The sequence below is a fragment of the Rothia gullae genome (assembly GCF_024294905.1).
In the GTDB taxonomy this organism is placed as follows: Bacteria; Actinomycetota; Actinomycetes; order Actinomycetales; family Micrococcaceae; genus Rothia.
This window is the reverse complement of record NZ_JANCOC010000005.1, coordinates 43,394-60,555: the sequence shown is the minus strand read 5'-3', so window position 1 is coordinate 60,555 and position 17,162 is coordinate 43,394. Positions and strand designations below refer to the sequence as shown.

Below are 17,162 nucleotides of genomic sequence, written 5' to 3'. Positions count from 1 at the left end.
AGGGGAATGACAGGGGGATTCTGCATAGCAGAGTCCACCCTGAGCGTATATTCACTCCCAACATACGGTGTATCCGTTCTATATCACGGTAGAATAGGTATAAATATTCTTCAGCGCTGTATACATGGGCGCTAGCGCCCAGCCAAGGAGAAACGAATGTACTGCCCCTATTGCAAGCACACCGACTCGCGCGTGGTGGATTCCCGCACCACCGATGACGGCGCCGCAATTCGCCGCCGCCGCCAGTGTACCTCCTGCGCTCGCCGCTTCACGACCGTTGAAACCACCACAATTTCGGTGATTAAGCGTTCCGGCGTGACCGAGCCCTTCGACCGTTCGAAGATTGCCGCCGGCGTGCGTAAAGCCTGCCAGGGCCGCCCCGTGGGTGAGGATGATTTGGCGAAGCTCGCCCAGGAGGTTGAGGAGCTGATTCGTGCCCGCGGTCTGGCGGAGATTAACGCGCACGAGGTGGGTCTGACCATCCTGGAGCCGCTGTCAAAGCTGGACGCGGTCGCCTACCTGCGTTTTGCGAGCGTGTACCAGGCGTTTGAGAACCTTGAAGACTTTGAGGAGGCGATTGCGCGTCTGCGTGAACACCGCATCGCCCAGTAACTAGCTAGCCCAGTAGCTAACTCAGCCGGTAGCCGCTATAGATGAGTGGTGGCATACAGAAAGGGGCTGTTCCCGAGATATCTATCTCAGGAACAGCCCCTTTAGCTGTAGCTACACTTTACACTTCGCCGCGGCGCTTGCGTTCCTGCAGCATGCCGCCAGCCCACAGCGCCGCGCCCACAATACCGGCGTTGTTACGCAGGGCAGCCATGACCATGGGGGTACGAATCTGATCCTCAAAGTAGGGCATGAACTTCTCCGGGTTCTTGGAGATGCCGCCGCCAATGATGAACAGGTCGGGGGAGAAGAGCATCTGAACGTGCTCGAAGTAGCGGTACAGGCGCTTGCCGTATTTCTTCCAGGACAGCTCGTGTACCTCGCGGGCACGAGCAGAAGCCTGAGACTCGGCGTTGTGGCCGTCAATCTCCAGATGGCCCAGCTCAGTGTTCGGGATCAGCACGCCGTCGTTGATGAGGGCGGAACCGATACCGGTGCCCAGGGTGATGACAGCGATTAGGCCGTCACGGTTACGGCCCTGACCGTAGGTTGCCTCAGCCAGACCGGCTGCGTCAGCGTCGTTGAGGCCGTAGACGGCGCGGCCGCCCAGCGCCTCGCTCATGACCTGCTCCAGGTCGGTGTTAATCCAGGAGTCGTCCACGTTCGCGGCAGAGAAAACCATGCCGTTCTTCACCACTGCGGGGAAGTCGATGCCGACAGCCGACTCGGGGTCCGGCGCCAGGTCGCGGCCCTGCAGCTCGTCGACTACGCGGCGTACAACCTCAGCCACAGCGGCGGGGGTTGCGGGCTTGGGGGTGTCGATGCGGAAGCGGTCGGACACGAGGTTACCGGTGCGCAGGTCAACGATGCCGCCCTTAATGCCGGTGCCTCCAATGTCCACACCGATCTGCAGGTCCTTGGAGGTGGGGGCGGGCAGCTCGTTGATGACGCCGGGTTCTGCGTATTCGCTCATGGTTTTCTCTCTTTCGCCCCGCCTACTGCCGTGTAACCTAGGGGAGTGGGCGGGCTTGTCAGTGGGGGAATTGATATAAAAGTGAGGTGTTGGGCTCGTACCTGCACCATACCTGCACAAGTAGGAAACCCAGAGGGCTGCGCTTAGGGCAGGGTCAGGATGTCCGCGCCGTCAGCGGTCACCACGAGGGTGTGCTCAAACTGCGCGGTGCGCTTGCGGTCACGGGTGACCACGGTCCAGTCGTCGTCCCACAGGTCCCATTCGATGGTGCCGAGGGTCAGCATGGGCTCGATCGTGAAAATCATGCCCTCGCGGATCTCGGTGTCGTAGGCGGGTGCCGCATCGTAGTGGGGGATGATGAGGCCCGAGTGGAACTCACGACCCACACCGTGACCGGTGTAGTCGCGAACCACACCGTAACCGAAACGTGCCGCATACTTCTCAATGACGCGACCAATCACGTTGATCTGGCGGCCCGGCTTCACAGCCTTAATCGCACGGTTCAGGGACTCTTCGGTGCGCTCAACCAGCAGGCGGGACTCTTCGTCTACGTTGCCGACGAGCAGGGTCTTGTTGGTGTCGCCGTGCATGCCGTCCAGGTATGCGGTGACGTCCAGGTTGAGGATGTCGCCGTCCTCCAGCACGGTGGAGTCCGGGATGCCGTGGCAGATGACCTCGTTCAGGGAGGTGCACACGGACTTGGGGTAGCCGCGGTAATCCACGGTGGAGGGGTACGCGCCGTGGTCGCAAATGTACTCGTGAACCAGCACGTCAATCTCGTCGGTGGTGGTGCCGGGTACGCAAATCTTGGATGCTTCAACGATGGCGCCTGCCGCAATCTTGCCGGCTGCGCGAACCCGCTCAACTTCCTCGGGGGTGTACATGTTCGAGTCGTTACCCTCGTTGGCGGTGGGCTTACCCACGTACTCGGGGCGAACAATATGCGAGGGGACCGGGCGCATGGGGGTGATGCGTCCGGGGGCCAGGCAACCGACGGGTGCTCGACCGGGCTCTGCGGGAAGATTGTGTGAAGTATTCGTTTTGGTTGAAGACATAGTTTCATCTTACCGGGCGTGGGCGGGTTGTGTCCCTTGCGGGGGCGCTAAAAAGCGGCGGATACATAAGCCGTACCTTTTTCCCAGATTGTGAATAAAATTTCATGCACGCTAGAGGCAAAACTGTGCGGGCGGAAGGCAGGGGTAGAAGACCGTGGAGGGGGAATGCCGTGAGAAGCTCCACCCGCCTCATTGCCACGAACCTACGCGCGTGAGAAGCTAGAAACACCAACCCCTCACCGTCGAAGGAGAACCATGAGCCACCACAAGCACCGCCTGAGCGAAGCCATCGAATCGGCGGTCGAAAAGACCCTGAACTCCGCGACCGAAGCCACCAGCCCGCAACCTGAAGAGTACTGGTACAACCTGTCTACCGGCGAGGTTGAACGCGGCCAGCAGAGCGCCGTCACCTCCCTGTGGGGCCCCTTCAAAACCTACGAGGAGGCGGCACACGCCATGGACCGCGCCCGCGAACGCAACGACACCTGGGAAAAGGACGGCGGCTGGCTTTAAAGAACGAGCATCCTCAGCCTTGCCCAACGCCCTCAGCCACACTCAAGGCGCACGCCGCTCAACAGGCATACAGTCTGAGACGAAAAGACCCCCGCACCCGGAGCACCGGATACGGGGGTCTTTCTTTTCAAGCTTTTCTTCTCGAGCTTTTGTTTCAGCCTAAAGCCTACTCAAAAGTGTGCTCAGCCGCCGGGAACTCACCCGAACGAACCTGCTCACGATAAGCACGCGCAGCGTCCTCCATGACCTGACCGACCTGCGCAAACTGCTTCACAAAACGCGGCACGCGACCGGAACGAACACCCATCATGTCCTGCCACACCAGCACCTGACCGGTGGTCACATTCGAGGCACCAATACCAATCGTCGGCACAGCGCCCACAGCCTCATCCACCAGCTGCGCAGTCTGGGCAGTCACCATCTCCATCAGCACGCAGAACGCGCCAGCCTCAGCCAGCGCTACCGCATCCTCACGAACACGCTCAGACGCATTGCCGCGGCCCTGCACACGGAAACCGCCCAGCGCATGCTCCGACTGCGGGGTGAAACCAACATGCACCACCACCGGAATACCGGTACGCACCAGGGCACGAACCCACTCAGCCATCGACGCATCAGCCTCAATCTTGACCGCGTGCGCGCCGCCCTCCTTCATCAGGCGAACAGCGCTCGCCACCGCCTGCTGCGGGGACTGCTCATAGGAGCCAAACGGCAGATCAGCAACCACCATGGCGCGGGATGCACCGCGAGAAACCGCCGCAACTAGAGGAATCATCTCATCCAGAGAAATGGTCAGGGTCGACTCGTAACCGAGCACCACATTCGCCGCAGAATCGCCCACCAGGAGCATGTCGATGCCGGCGCGATCAAAAATCTGCGCCGTCAGAGCGTCATAACAGGTCAGCATGGAGAACTTCTGACCGGTCGCCTTAGCCTGAGCCAGGTGAACGGTACGAACCTTCTTGACGGTGTCCAGGTCAAAAGGCTTCGATGCAGAAGCAATTGCGGGAGCAGCCGCGGGGGTAGCGGCAGGCTGTGCCGCGTAGGGCGAAGAGATCTCGGAAGAACGCTCAGTAGTCATGCTGACTATTCTAACCCTGCACGGCTCCAACCTGGCGTACCGCTCACCATGAGGGAACAACTATGCCTAGTTCTAGATGAGGTTAATGTAGTAGGTCGGGAACGACGCAGCGGCGTTCTTATTCATCAGCTCCGGAATAGCGGAAGAAGCATCACTAAACTCACGCGGCAAATCGCGCTGAATGAGCGCCTGCTGCACCAGAGCATCCCAGTACAGCTGCATGATCGAATAGGTGCAGACTTCCTTCACGACGTCCTCCGCGTAGGATTCCCACGCCGGGAGCGCCGCATCGTTATCGAAGAAACCCTCATAGCCCTGAGACAGACCCGTATCGCAGGCGTTCACCGCGTTCTTCGCGTACTGCAGCCAGTAGCTACGGCTCAGCTCATCGGTGGTGTTGAAAGTAAACGCCTCATAGTCTGCCTTCAGCAGGGCGTAAGACGCCTGAATAGAACCGGCGAGCGGGGCGTGCGAGGAGAAGACAATAACGTCAAGAAGAGCAGCAATGTACTCCATCTGCACCTTCTCGTACGCGATACCGGAAGGCTGAACCGGACCAGAATGCATCTGCACCAGCGCCTCCACAGCGTTGATGAAACGCTCAACGTCGGCGGTCGCCTTCACCATCAGATTCAGCAGACGCTGAACACACTGATAATCCTCAGAAATCTGCGAGAACACACCAAAGGACAGGATGCCACGCTCAGAAGCAGCCGTCGTCAGAATCTGGTTCGCCAACCGCTGGCTCTCCGCCTCCGCCTTCGCCACGCTTACCAGCAGGGCACCGCAATACGCCAGCGCGCGGCCATCCACCAGCTGAGGCTGCTGCTGATGCAACGGCAAAAGACGCTCATGAATCTGACGGAAAATAGCGCTCTGCGCCAAAGCCTTCTTGCCCAGCTCCTCAGTCTTCAACAGCGCAGTATCCGCCGAGAAATCACGCGGCACAAAACGACGAGCATCCGGCGCAGTAAACGGCGAATAGGGGCGACCCATCACCGGCTGCAATAGCGATATCGTGGTAAACAGCGAAAAACGAGCAGCCACCGGGTACAGCGAATCCGGGTAGTTCGGCGCATCCGGCGCGTTGACACGCTCCGTGCACAGAGTCAACCAGGTCTGCTCCACCGCCCGATCAGACGTAATGCCAACACCCATACCCAGGATGCTCTCACCGAACGCCTCCGAAGGAAGTTTGCCGGGGTTCATGGCACGCGCCTGCATGAGCGCCACAGCCAGCTCCACCGTATAGTTCGTGCGGCGCTTCTTACCCGCCTCATCAAGGTGCTGGAACGGACGCACACCCGCAATCTTCTGACCGCGCGCTAGCGTATGCAACTCCTTATTCATGGCGAACTGCTGCGGGTTACGCTGCATCATCTTCGACACCTCGTAAGCGCTCTTACGGTTCAGCTTCTCACGGCGCTGAGCACCCTCAGCCGACAGCGCATCATACTTGCCGCGGCTTGCGTGAACATACCAGGAACGAATTACCTGAAGCGGCAAGAAGAAGAAAGTGTACTTCCACGACCAACTAAAAATAATGACCGGAATAGCCGCGTTCGAACCCAAACGGCCCGTGTAACCGGTCCAAATGAACTCCACAAACGCACCAACCAGCACCCAAAACGCCAGGGTGCGAATCCTAAACGCTACACGGGAGGGGCGGTCCAGCAGGTAGGTCGCACCACCGGTCTTGTTATTCTTCATGACTGTTGGACCGAAGACCGCAACCGCAAAAAGGCAGACCAGATACAACACCAAGAAAACAATGGGGGCGGCAATAAGTAGCAGCCACTCAAGCCCGGTGGGGTCAGCAACAACCAGCGTGCTTGCCGCTAGAGGAATCTGTGCGGGCGCCACCTGTGCGGGCAGCGCCTGCGAAGCTGATGAGAAAAGAACGGAATGTAGCATACGCCCATTATCGCAAGGCGACCCCGACCACGCCCCGCGAACCGCCATCTGCCAGATATCTGAATCCGCTAGGCATCTGAACATAACCCGCACCGCAGAAAGTGGGGGAGAGGCCCCGGTATCGCCCAGAATCTGAGCTACCGCAGCACACGAAAAGAGAATTTACACAAACGAAACCTCCCACCCACCCGCCACACAGCAGAACCCGATAGGCTAGATAACAACAGGACACACGCCGGGGCAAGGAGGCACCAGCACCGCTGGTACACAACCCGCCGCAACCCCTTGGAAACCCAAGGGACATGCAGGACATTCCGCAACAGGGTCTTCTTCACCTCGGCATCAAATTTAGCGCGCCTCCGCCACCCACAGACGGGTACCACGCGGATGCGCGCCCGCACCGAGAGGGCAACTCATGGACCGCCAACAGGAATTCGTACTGCGCACCATCGAAGAGCGCGACATCCGCTTCATCCGCCTCTGGTTCACCGACGTGGTCGGCACCCTCAAATCCGTTGCGCTCGCACCGGCTGAAGTAGAAAGCGCCTTCGACGAGGGCCTGGGCTTTGACGGCTCCTCGATTGAGGGTTTCTCCCGCATCTACGAATCTGACATGCTGCTGCAGCCGGACCCCTCCACCTTCCAGATCCTGCCCTGGCGCGGCGAGGAAGACTACACCTCCCGCATGTTCTGTGACGTGCTCACCCCCGACGGTGAGATCAGCGCCTCCGACACCCGCGGCGTGCTCAAGCGCGTGCTCAACAAGGCTGCGGAGATGGGCTTCACCTGCTACACTTCGCCCGAAATTGAGTTCTACCTGCTCGAATCCTCCAAACTTGGCGTTGACGGATTCCCCGTGCCCGTGGACTACGAATCCTACTTCGACCACACCCCCGGCGGCATCGTGCAGGACTTCCGCCGCAAGGCAGTGACCATGCTCGAAGAAGTCGGCATCTCCGTCGAATTCAGCCACCACGAAACCGGCCCCGGCCAGAACGAAATCGACCTGCGCCACGCCGACGCCCTGCAGACCGCCGACAACGTCATGACCTTCCGCACCGTCATCAAGGAAGTCGCCTACTCGCTCGGCATGTACGCAACCTTCATGCCCAAGCCCTTCACCAAGTACGCCGGCAGCGGCATGCACACCCACTTCTCCCTCTTCGAAGGCGACACTAACGCATTCTTCGAAGCCGGTGCCGAATACCAGCTGTCCAAGACCGCACGCCACTTCATCGCTGGTGTGCTCAAGCACGCCCCCGAATTCACCGCGGTCACCAACCAGTTCATCAACTCCTACAAGCGCCTCTGGGGCGGCGGCGAGGCACCGTCCTATGTCTCCTGGGGCCACAACAACCGCTCCGCCCTCGTGCGTGTGCCACTGTACAAGCCGAACAAGATGCAGTCCGCCCGCATCGAGTACCGCGGCCTGGACTCGGCATCAAACCCGTACCTCGCCTACGCGGTGATTCTCGCAGCAGGTCTGAAGGGCATCGAAAACGAGTACCCGCTCATGCCCGCCGTAACCGAAGACCTCGCTGCCATGACCAACGCCGAACGCCGCGCCATGGGCTACAACCCGCTGCCCGCGTCCCTGCGTGAAGCCATTAACCTCACCGAAGAATCCGAGTTCATGGCGGAGGTTCTGGGCGAGCAGGTCTTCGAGCAGTTTCTGCGCAATAAGCGCGCCGACTGGGATCAGTACCAGGCTCAGGTAACCCCGTACGAGCTCAAGCACAACCTCGGAATCCTCTGACGGCTCGACCCTCTCACCTCCTCATAGGATGAGTGAGCGCTGACAGCATCAGGGCGGGCGGTGCCCGCTACCGGTAATACGCCGGCGGGTACCGCCCACAGGCCTATCAAATACACCTATTGGCTGCACCGTTCACCGCTGATTTTTGCTGCCGATTTTTGCCGCCGAAATATATACTCTCCACCCCGAATCTACTCTCCTCCCATAGTTCTCTAACCCCAGTTCTCTACCTACGGTTCTCACGCTATGACTGACAGCTCCCACTACCCGGCAACCGGGCTCATCCGCATTATCGACCCCGCTAAAGAACCCAAACCGCTCACCGACATCGCCCCCGACGCACTCGACGACGAGCAACGCGCCGAAGCCGAACGCAAAGCCCAGCTACGCCTGCGCACCCGCATGATTTCCACCGGCTTCCACGACCCGTCCAAAGCAGAACGCTGGCTCAACGCACCCGAGCTGAAGCACGTCTCGCAGGACGCGCTCTTTTCCGGGTTGCGCCTCGCACCCTCACCGGATATTGCCCTGCCCGCCCTCGTGCGCCTCATCGAGAAGCACCCGGCGGTCGCCGAACGCGCCAACCGTGGCGACAAAGAATTCGGCATGTACCGCCTGCTCGGCGCATCCCAGGCGATTGGCGATTTTCTCTACCGCCGTGCCGAACACATTGATCCGCTCTTCGACACGCAGGTGTACCCGGCTGAGAGCGTGCTGATTCGCTCCCAGCACCCGGCGTCGATTCTGCCGGAAACCGACGGGGAATTCCTGACACCCATCGCACCGCTGGACACCCCCTACCGCCGTGACATCCTTACCGCTCTCGGTGCCGACCCCCACGCGGAGCGTCCGCGCGCTGCCGCAGAGCAGACCGGCAAAGAGGGCTATGTGACCCTGCGCGTCGCCTACCGCGCCGCCCTGGCGCGCATCGCCCTGCTCGACGTGTGTTGCGAAGACCCGGTCGAAATGATGCCCACCATCGGTCGTCACCTCGCCGATTTGGCTGCCGCCGCGCTGGAGGGTGCGCTCGCCATTGCGCGCACTGAAGTGGCGGAGGGTCTGGGGCCCGGCCTGGCGGCTCCTCGCCGAGGCGAAGCCGTAGACGCCCTGGACTTGGCGATTATCGGCATGGGTAAGTGCGGTGCCCGCGAGCTGAACTACATCTCTGACGTTGACGTAGTGTACGTGGTTGCGCCCGTGGAACCCGCCGCCGCTGGCGCTGCGCCCAATGCCGGGGCGGAGGGGGAGAGCACCCCGCTCAAGCTCACCGAGAACGAATGTTCCACCATCGGCACGGAGCTCGTACACGCCCTCACCCGCGCCATCATGGGCCCCGCACCCGAACCTGCCCTCTGGGAGGTCGACGCGAACCTGCGCCCCGAGGGTAAGGACGGCCCGCTCGTTCGCACCGTCGAATCCTACGTTCAGTACTACAAGCGCTGGGCAGAAAACTGGGAGTTCCAGGCGCTGCTCAAGGCGCGTCCTATCGCCGGTTCGGCGCAGTTGGGTGCCCGCTACGCCCGTGCAATCGACCCCTTCGTGTGGGAGTCCGCCGCCCGTGAATCCTTCGTGGAATCCGTGCAGGCGATGCGCGCCCGCGTGACCGACAACATTCCCTCACACCAGGTAGACCGCCAGATTAAGCTGGGCCCGGGCGGCTTGCGCGATATTGAGTTTACCGTGCAGCTGTTGCAGCTCGTACACGGTCGAACCGACCCCGCAGTGCGCACCAAGTCCACCGTGGATTCGCTCGCGGCGCTGACCGCCGTCAGCTACATTAGCCGCACCGATGCCGAAGCATTCAGCCGCGACTATAAGAAGCTGCGGGTGCTCGAGCACCGCATCCAGTTGCAGCAGCTGCGTCGCACCCACCTGATGCCCGAGAAAGACGCCGAACAGCGCGCCCTCGCCCGCTCGATCCTCTCCCCGGAACGCAATGGCACGCTCTCCGCCGAGCAGATGCTCAAGGCATGGCAGAAAATTAAACGAAACGTCCGTTTACTGCACGAACGGATCTTCTTCCGCCCGCTACTTGCCGCCGTCTCCACGCTCAGCCGCGACGAAGTGATACTCAGCGAGCAGGCGGCCCAGGACCGCCTCGCAGCCCTCGGCTACCGCGACCCGCGCGGCGCCATGCGCCACATCAAGGCACTCACCACGGGACTTTCCCGCAGTGCAGATATTCAGCGGCACCTCATGCCCGTGCTGCTGGGCTGGTTCGCTCGCGGTGTGGACGCGGACGCCGGCCTGCTCGGATTCCGCATCGTCTCCGAATCGCTCGGCAGCACCAGCTGGTACCTGCGCATGCTCCGCGACTCACCCGCAGCTGCCGAACGCCTCAGCCAGCTACTCTCCAGCTCGCGCCCCATGACCGACCTGCTCGAGGACGCCTCCGCCTCCATCGCCTGGCTGGACAAGGTCGCCGACCTCAAACCGCTGGGGGAGGAAGCGCTCGCCTCCGAGATTTCCTCCCTGCTGGCACGACATGAGGACCCCGCCGAGGCGATGCGCGCCGTGCGCTACCTGCGCCGCCGCGAAACCCTGCGCACCGCCATGGGCTGGACCCTGGGCATCGTCGACGTTGAGGACACCTGCGCCGATCTTGCCGCCATCGACGAGTACACAATCGGTGCGGCGTTGCAGATTGCCCTGCGTGAATTCCAAACGGCACCGGAAGACACCGAAGCTGAGGAGGTAGCGGGGGAGAAGCTGCTCACCCGAATCGCCGTCATCGGCATGGGTCGCCTCGGCGGCGCCGAGAACGGCTTCGGCTCCGACGCGGACGTCATGTTCGTCCACGAACCCCTCGACGGGGCCGACGAAGACGCCGCGCAGGAACAGGCGGCACGCATCGTCAACCGCACCCTGATGCTCCTCAAACAGCCCGTCAAACCCGCCATTCGCGCCGAACGGCCCCTCGAAGTGGACGCCGACCTGCGCCCCGAAGGCAAGCAGGGCGCTATCGTGCGCTCGCTGGACTCCTACCGCTCCTACTACGAACGCTGGGCGGAAACCTGGGAGTTCCAGGCGCTCACCCGCTCCCGCCCCATCGCTGGTGACGAGGCGCTCGGACGCGCTTTCGTGGAGCTCATCGACCCGTACCGCTACCCGGCAACTTTCACACCCGAACAGGTGCAGCAGATTCGCCGTATGAAAGCGCGCGTTGAAAACGAACGCATGCCACACGGTGCCGACCGCACCCGCCAGCTCAAGCTCGGTCGCGGCGGACTCTCCGACGTGGAATGGCTAGTCCAGCTCATACAGTTGTGCCATGCGCACGCTGTGCCCGGGTTGCGCACCACCTCCACCCTGAAGGCGCTAAACGCCGCGGTTGAGACGGGGCTGGTCGAGGCCGCGGACGCTGAAATCCTCAGCGGCGCCTGGCTACTCGCTACGAAGATTCGCGGCGGCAATGTACTGCGCGGCGTGCGCCAATCCGACACCCTACCCTCGGGACGTGCCGACCTGGAAGCAATCGCCCGCTGGTGCGGATACCCCGCCGGCAGTGCACGCGCCCTCGAAGAGGACTACCTGCGCCAAACCCGCAACGCCCGTAAGGTCTACGAACGCCTCTTCTTCGAAGAGCTCTAAAAAGAATCCAGAAAAACATGAGCCTGGCATTTTGTAGCCTGGCATTTTGTCGGTGCGAATTTCATAGGGGAGGGGCAGGGAACCTGGTTCCCCGCCCCTCCTTTTCGTGTCCTTGTGAAAAATTTTGTGGATGTTCTGCAGACATCGTGGCGGACATCGTGCGCCCGCCGTTACCCTCACGGGAACAGTAGCCACCCCAAAATCCCGAAAATGTGACTGGCACCATGAAAATAAATTTTGCTTACACGCCCCAAAAACGAGCCCAAATACCCCGGTCTGCCCCGGAAACACGCGGAACACATGGTGATCTGCAAAGGATTTGGCAAACACTCAAAAACCCCGTATAGTATTTACCTGTCAGCACGACGGAGCGAAAAACTCCAACGGAATGATTCAAATTGAATACGCTGATATGCGGTTGTAGCTCAGTTGGTAGAGCACCACCTTGCCAAGGTGGATGTCGCGAGTTCAAGTCTCGTCAACCGCTCGTAAGGACTCCAAGAGTTCGAACGCGTTCCCTTGTGGAGCGTATGCGGTGAGGTGGTCGAGTGGTTAGGCAGCGGCCTGCAAAGCCGTGTACGCGGGTTCGAATCCCGTCCTCACCTCGCAACAAAACAACTGTTTTGTGAGCGCGATTGGCGCAGCGGTAGCGCGCTTCCCTGACACGGAAGAGGTCACTGGTTCGATCCCAGTATCGCGCACAGATAAAGCCCTTAGCTTTCGAGCTAAGGGTTTTTGTGTTTAACTTTTTAGTTTCTTTGTTTGCGGAGGGACGATGTTCCTCCTTGTTCCTACAGGGGACCCGCCCTCGCTTCGCTTCGGGCACCCTGATGTCACTACGGAGGACGCCTGCCCCTCGGTACGTTCTTGCCAATTCGCGAGTGGAGGCGGCTATGCCTTCCGGAAGCGACATCAGGGTGCCGTTCCGGGCGCTCTCCGCAGCGAAGCAAGGAAGAGCGGAGCGTCCGGGCGCGGCGGGTTCCCCTGCAGGAGCGGAGGAAGTGCATAGCTTGCCGGCCCACCAGGTGCAGAAAACCATAGAGATAGAAGAGTCCCCCACACGAGGTAATCGTGCGGGGGACTCTTTGTACTACTTAGCGCTTGACAGCGTCCAGCGCCTCACGCTGAGCCTTTGCAATGCGCTTTTCAGACACCGTGTAAGCGGTACCAAGCTCCTGGGCGAAGAAGCTGACGCGCAGCTCCTCAATCATCCAGTTCACGCGGCGGAGCGCATCCGGCACGATGGTGCCTGCCGGTAGCGACTTGAGCGCGTTATCGTAGGAGTCTTCCAGGTCCTGCACGGTGAGCATGAGCTGGTTGTCGCGGTGCAGGTTTGGGCCGAGCTTCGTCAGGCGCACCTGGGCGGCCTTGAGGTAGCGCGGGATGTGAACCAGCTGGTCGTAGCCGGTTTTCGCCACGAATCCGGGGTAGACGAGGTTCTCCATCTGTGCCTTCACGTCGGAGACGGCGTGCATGGTCGTCAGCGAGGTTGCCTTCTTGATTGCCTTCTTCAGCGCGGTTGCTTCGGAGAGGATTTCGGCGACGAGCTTGGTGACGTTAAAGACCGTCTCGATGAGTTCGGCACGCACGTGCTCGTAGAGTTCGCTGTATTCGGTGTGCGTGAAGATGGGGGTGTGCGGCACGAGGTGGTCGAGTGCCGCGACGGTACAGTCGCGGATGAGTTCGTCGATGGAGCCGTGCGGGTTCTGTGTGAAGACGATTTTCTCCTTGTGGGAGAGGTGTTCGCTCACGTAGCGTACGGGCGAGGGCACCTGCAGTTGGAGCAGGCGGATGATGCCGCGGCGCTGTGCGTGGAGCTGTTCGGCTTCGGTGGGGAAGATGCGCAGTCCTACGCTGGTTTCTTCGTCGACGAGGGCTGGGTATCCGTTGACTGCCTGGGTGGCGATAATGCGCTGTACCTTGCGGGGGATTTCTCCGTTGGGAAAGAGATCGGCGGGGAATTCGGTGAGGCCGCTAATTTCGCGTACCTGCGAACCGTGCGCATTAGCTACCTGAGCGGTGCCGCTCTGAGCGTTCTTCGCGCTCTTCTGGGCAGAAGCCGCGGAGCTACCCGAGTTGCCCGAGCCGCCTGAGTTACCTGATCCACCCTGCGCGAGTGCCACCATTTTTGCCATGGTGTCGTCGGATGCGCCGAGGGAGTCGGCGAGGGCGCCGCGAATCTCCTTGTGGAGCTGCTGTTGCAGGGCGCGCAGATCCTTGCCTTCGCCCAGGATTTTGTTGCGTGCGTTGCGCACCTGGAATCCCATTTTCAGGTGTTCGGGCACGGCGTCCCAGTTGAAGGCTTCGGGCTCGATAACAACGCCGCGCAGGCGGCGTAGTACGAGTGCCAGGGAGGGGATGAGCGCGTCGGTTGCGGGGGAGTAGTCCTCTTCGAGGGCGGCGCAGGCGGCGCGTGCTACGTCGGGTGCGGGTACGAAGTTGCGTCGAATCGCCTTGGGGAGCGATTTGATGAGCGCGGTGACGAGTTCGTGGCGCAGGCCGGGGATTTGCCAGCAGAACGGTTCGGGGTTCAGCTGGTTGAGGAACAGGATGGGTACCTGGACTGCTACGCCGTCGCGCTTGGCGGCGTCGGTGCGGGCGCCTCCGATGCCGGCGGTGGGGGCGTATTCGTAGCGCAGGTCGAGGGTCAGTTCGCCGCTGTCGGTGCGCTGCACCCACTGGCGGGGGAACTGAGAGTCGTCGTAGTCGGCGGCTTCCTCGTTGATGAGCTTTTCGGGGTTGAAGTCCAGGTAGTTGTCGTCTTCGAGACGTGCCTGTTTCCACCATTTATCGAAGGCGCGCACATCGGTGACGTGGGCGGGGATGCGCGCGTCGTAGAAGGCAAAGAGTACGGAGTCGTCTACGCGCAGGTCGCGGCGGCGCAAGCGTGCTTCGAGTTCTTCGACTTCGGCGAGGGCGCGCTGGTTGCGTAGGTAGAACTTGTGCTGGGTGTGCCATTGGCCTTCGACGAGGGCGGACTGGATGAACAGTTCGCGGGCTGCGGCGGCGTTTACGCGGGCGTACTGTACCGGGCGGTCGGCGTAGATGGTCAGGCCGAAGAGGGTGCCCTTGGCGTAGGCGACTGCCGCGCCGGAGTTGAGGGACCAGTGCGGTTCGGAGTATTGCACGCTGATGAGGTGTTTGCCGATTTCTTCGATCCACTGCGGGTCGATGGAGGCGTTGGTGCGCGCCCACAGGCGGGAGGTTTCGACGAGTTCGGCGGAGAGTACCCAGTCGGGGCTCTTTTTGAACAGACCGGAGCCGGGGAAGATTGCGAACTTGGTGCCGCGTGCGCCGAGGTATTCGCGGGGGCCGCGGTTGCGTCCCTTGGAGTCCTTTTCGCGTTCTTCTTTGACACCTACGTGCGAGAGCAGGCCGGAGAGCAGGCTCTTGTGGATGTCGATTTCGTGGGCGGAGGCGTTGATATCCCTGCCGCCGCTGGCGTGAATGTTGGCGGTGCGTCCCATTTCGCGTAGCTGGGCGAAGAGGTCCTGCCATTCGCGGATGCGCAGGTAGTTGATGTATTCGCGGTGGCACATTTTGCGTAGCTGCGAGGAGGACAGCGCCGCCTGCTGCTCGTTGATGTAGTCCCAGAGCAGCAGGAAGGAGTAGAAGTCGGAGGTGTCGTCGACGAAGCGGGCGTGCATCGCGTCGGCTTCGGCTCGCACGTCGGCGGGGCGTTCGCGCGGGTCCTGGATGGTCAGGGCGGCGGCGAGCGCCATCATTTCCTTGGCGCAGTTGCGGCGGCCGCCTTCGATAATCATGCGGGCGAGGCGCGGGTCCACGGGGAATGCCGCCATGGCTCGGCCGATGGCGGTGAGGGTTGCGCTATTGCCGCGGCCCTTGCGGGGCTGACGGGGGCGTTCGGTGAGCGCGCCGAGTTCGCGTAGCAGGTTCACGCCGTCATTGATGGCGCGGGATGCGGGCGGCTGCACAAACGGGAAGCGGGAGATATCGCCGGGTTCGCGGACCACGCCGATTGCGATCATCTGCAGGATGACGGCTGCTAGGTTGGTGCGCAGAATTTCGGGGTCGGTGAACTCGGGGCGCGAGTTGAAGTCTTCCTCGGAGTAGAGGCGGATTGCGATGCCGTCGCTGACGCGGCCGCATCGACCGGAGCGTTGGTTGGCGCTTGCCTGCGAGATGCGTTCAATGGGCAGGCGCTGAACCTTGGTGCGCGCCGAGTAGCGGGAGATGCGTGCGGTGCCGGTATCGATGACGTACTTGATGCCGGGCACGGTCAGCGAGGTTTCGGCAACGTTCGTGGCGAGCACGATGCGCGGGCGCGATCCGGGGGAGAACACGCGGTGCTGTTCGGCGAGCGAGAGGCGCGCGTACAGGGGTAGCACTTCGTAGTTCAGGCGCGGCGACTTGAGAACCATTGCTTCGATGGCGTCCTTGGCGTCGCGGATTTCGCGTTCGCCGGAGAAGAAGATGAGGATGTCACCGGGCGCTTCCTTGGAGAGTTCCTTGATAGCGTCGAGGATGCCGTCGGTGGGGTCGTGGTCGTCTTCGATTTCGTCGTCGCTGAGGTAGTCTTCCTCGTCGAGCGGGCGGTAGCGGATTTCCACGGGGTAGGTTCGGCCGGACACCTCAATGATGGGCGGCGCGTCGTCGGGCAGGATCGCTTCGGCGATTTCGCGTTCTTCGGCGCTGAGGTTTTCGTCGACGATGCCCTTGCCCGGCACGTAGCTGGGGGAGAAGTGGCGTGCGAAACGCTCCGGGTCGATGGTCGCGGAGGTGATGATGACCTTCAGATCCGGGCGCTGCGGCAGGATTCGCTTGAGGTAGCCGAGGATGAAGTCAATGTTCAGGCTGCGTTCGTGCGCTTCGTCAATGATGAGGGTGGAGTAGCGGCGCAGCAGCTTGTCGTTTTGAATTTCGGCGAGCAGAATGCCGTCGGTCATGAGCTTGATAGCGCTGTGTTCGCCGACTTCGGAGGTGAATCGCACCTGGTAGCCGACGGTTTCGCCGATTTTCTGTCCGAGTTCTTCGGCGATGCGTTCGGCGACGGAGCGTGCGGCGAGTCGGCGTGGCTGGGTGTGGCCGATGAGGCCCTTCTCTCCCAGACCCAGGTCGAGGCACATTTTGGGAATCTGGGTGGTTTTACCGGAGCCGGTTTCACCCGCGATGATGACGACCTGGTTGTCGCGGATCGCGTTCATGATATCTTCGCGGCGTTCGCTGACGGGCAGCTCTTCGGGGTAAGTGATGACCTCGGGGATGAGCGGCTCGTAGCGGCGCGGTGCCGGGCGGTTTTGCTGGTTGCTCTTATTGTCGTCCTGCTGGTTGCCCTGCTTGCGGGTGCGGTTGGTGCCGCCTCCGCGTCGGTTAGCGCGGGAGGCGTTGGAGTTGCGTTCTGAGGTGCCGCGGGAGGAGTTCTTGCGGTCTGCGTTATTCTTCTGGGTGCTATTCTTCTGGGCGCCCTTTTTTACCGCGTTGTTCTCAGTAGTTTTATCTGCGGTTTTTTCGCCGGTCTTTTCGGAGGATCGTACCTTTGCCGCGTGGATTGCGGCGGCCATGCTCGCCATAGTGGGGGCGGTGCGGGGGGCCTTAGAAGTATCTGCGTGTTTTTTCGTGGATTTCTGCTCAGACATATCCTCTCCAGTGTACTCGCCCTGCCCACGGTGGGCTTGGGGTGTGCTTTGTTTGTCATATTTGGGTTTGTTC

The 17,162-nt window shown here is 61.5% G+C and carries 9 protein-coding genes and 3 tRNA genes; 7 read left to right on the top strand and 5 right to left on the bottom strand.

Annotated elements, in window-relative coordinates:
* The first annotated feature begins 156 nt into the window (after window positions 1-156).
* The gene (nrdR, locus tag NML54_RS04535) at window positions 157-612 is read left to right on the top strand and encodes a transcriptional regulator NrdR (protein ID WP_254756129.1); all 456 of its coding nucleotides are present in this window, start codon (window positions 157-159) and stop codon (window positions 610-612) included.
* A 118-nt stretch (window positions 613-730) separates the two neighbouring features.
* On the opposite strand, the gene ppgK is transcribed toward nrdR, so the two are convergent.
* On the bottom strand, window positions 731-1,582 hold the full coding sequence (gene ppgK / locus NML54_RS04530; RefSeq protein WP_254756127.1) for a polyphosphate--glucose phosphotransferase: 852 nt from the start codon (window positions 1,580-1,582) through the stop codon (window positions 731-733).
* A gap of 143 nt (window positions 1,583-1,725) precedes the next feature.
* The gene (gene map / locus NML54_RS04525) at window positions 1,726-2,637 is read right to left on the bottom strand and encodes a type I methionyl aminopeptidase (protein WP_254756125.1); all 912 of its coding nucleotides are present in this window, start codon (window positions 2,635-2,637) and stop codon (window positions 1,726-1,728) included.
* A gap of 255 nt (window positions 2,638-2,892) precedes the next feature.
* On the opposite strand from map, the gene NML54_RS04520 reads away from it, so the two are divergent.
* The gene (locus tag NML54_RS04520; RefSeq protein WP_254756123.1) at window positions 2,893-3,150 is read left to right on the top strand and encodes a hypothetical protein; all 258 of its coding nucleotides are present in this window, start codon (window positions 2,893-2,895) and stop codon (window positions 3,148-3,150) included.
* Window positions 3,151-3,316: 166 nt separating this feature from the next.
* On the opposite strand, the gene panB is transcribed toward NML54_RS04520, so the two are convergent.
* Window positions 3,317-4,231, bottom strand: coding sequence for a 3-methyl-2-oxobutanoate hydroxymethyltransferase (panB, locus tag NML54_RS04515; protein ID WP_254756104.1), 915 nt, complete (start codon window positions 4,229-4,231; stop codon window positions 3,317-3,319).
* A gap of 72 nt (window positions 4,232-4,303) precedes the next feature.
* Complete coding sequence (locus NML54_RS04510; protein ID WP_254756103.1) at window positions 4,304-6,145, bottom strand: geranylgeranyl pyrophosphate synthase; 1,842 nt, start codon at window positions 6,143-6,145, stop codon at window positions 4,304-4,306.
* Between the two features lie 415 nt (window positions 6,146-6,560).
* On the opposite strand from NML54_RS04510, the gene NML54_RS04505 reads away from it, so the two are divergent.
* The 5 genes from NML54_RS04505 to NML54_RS04485 all read left to right on the top strand — a co-directional run bounded on the left by NML54_RS04505 (window position 6,561) and on the right by NML54_RS04485 (window position 12,193).
* Window positions 6,561-7,901 (top strand): glutamine synthetase family protein, encoded by a 1,341-nt coding sequence (locus NML54_RS04505; RefSeq protein ID WP_254756102.1) that lies wholly within the window; start codon window positions 6,561-6,563, stop codon window positions 7,899-7,901.
* A gap of 246 nt (window positions 7,902-8,147) precedes the next feature.
* Entirely contained in the window at window positions 8,148-11,492 is a 3,345-nt protein-coding gene (locus NML54_RS04500) for a bifunctional [glutamine synthetase] adenylyltransferase/[glutamine synthetase]-adenylyl-L-tyrosine phosphorylase (RefSeq protein ID WP_254756101.1), read from the top strand.
* A 414-nt stretch (window positions 11,493-11,906) separates the two neighbouring features.
* Window positions 11,907-11,979, top strand: a tRNA-Gly gene (locus tag NML54_RS04495).
* Between the two features lie 47 nt (window positions 11,980-12,026).
* Window positions 12,027-12,097 (top strand) — tRNA-Cys (locus tag NML54_RS04490).
* 24 nt (window positions 12,098-12,121) lie between these two features.
* Window positions 12,122-12,193: transfer RNA gene (locus NML54_RS04485), tRNA-Val, on the top strand.
* A gap of 393 nt (window positions 12,194-12,586) precedes the next feature.
* Here the strand turns inward: NML54_RS04485 and hrpA are convergent.
* A complete protein-coding gene (gene hrpA / locus NML54_RS04480) occupies window positions 12,587-17,089 on the bottom strand; it encodes an ATP-dependent RNA helicase HrpA (protein ID WP_254756100.1) in 4,503 nt (1,500 codons plus the stop codon).
* Window positions 17,090-17,162: the final 73 nt, after the last annotated feature.

What these genes read in the sequence shown, in the direction of transcription:
- nrdR (WP_254756129.1), top strand. Translation starts at nt 157, where the DNA reads ATGTACTGCCCCTATTGCAAGCACACCGACTCGCGCGTGGTGGATTCC.
- ppgK (WP_254756127.1), bottom strand. Translation starts at nt 1,582, where the DNA reads ATGAGCGAATACGCAGAACCCGGCGTCATCAACGAGCTGCCCGCCCCC.
- map (WP_254756125.1), bottom strand. Translation starts at nt 2,637, where the DNA reads ATGTCTTCAACCAAAACGAATACTTCACACAATCTTCCCGCAGAGCCC.
- NML54_RS04520 (WP_254756123.1), top strand. Translation starts at nt 2,893, where the DNA reads ATGAGCCACCACAAGCACCGCCTGAGCGAAGCCATCGAATCGGCGGTC.
- panB (WP_254756104.1), bottom strand. Translation starts at nt 4,231, where the DNA reads ATGACTACTGAGCGTTCTTCCGAGATCTCTTCGCCCTACGCGGCACAG.
- NML54_RS04510 (WP_254756103.1), bottom strand. Translation starts at nt 6,145, where the DNA reads ATGCTACATTCCGTTCTTTTCTCATCAGCTTCGCAGGCGCTGCCCGCA.
- NML54_RS04505 (WP_254756102.1), top strand. Translation starts at nt 6,561, where the DNA reads ATGGACCGCCAACAGGAATTCGTACTGCGCACCATCGAAGAGCGCGAC.
- NML54_RS04500 (WP_254756101.1), top strand. Translation starts at nt 8,148, where the DNA reads ATGACTGACAGCTCCCACTACCCGGCAACCGGGCTCATCCGCATTATC.
- hrpA (WP_254756100.1), bottom strand. Translation starts at nt 17,089, where the DNA reads ATGTCTGAGCAGAAATCCACGAAAAAACACGCAGATACTTCTAAGGCC.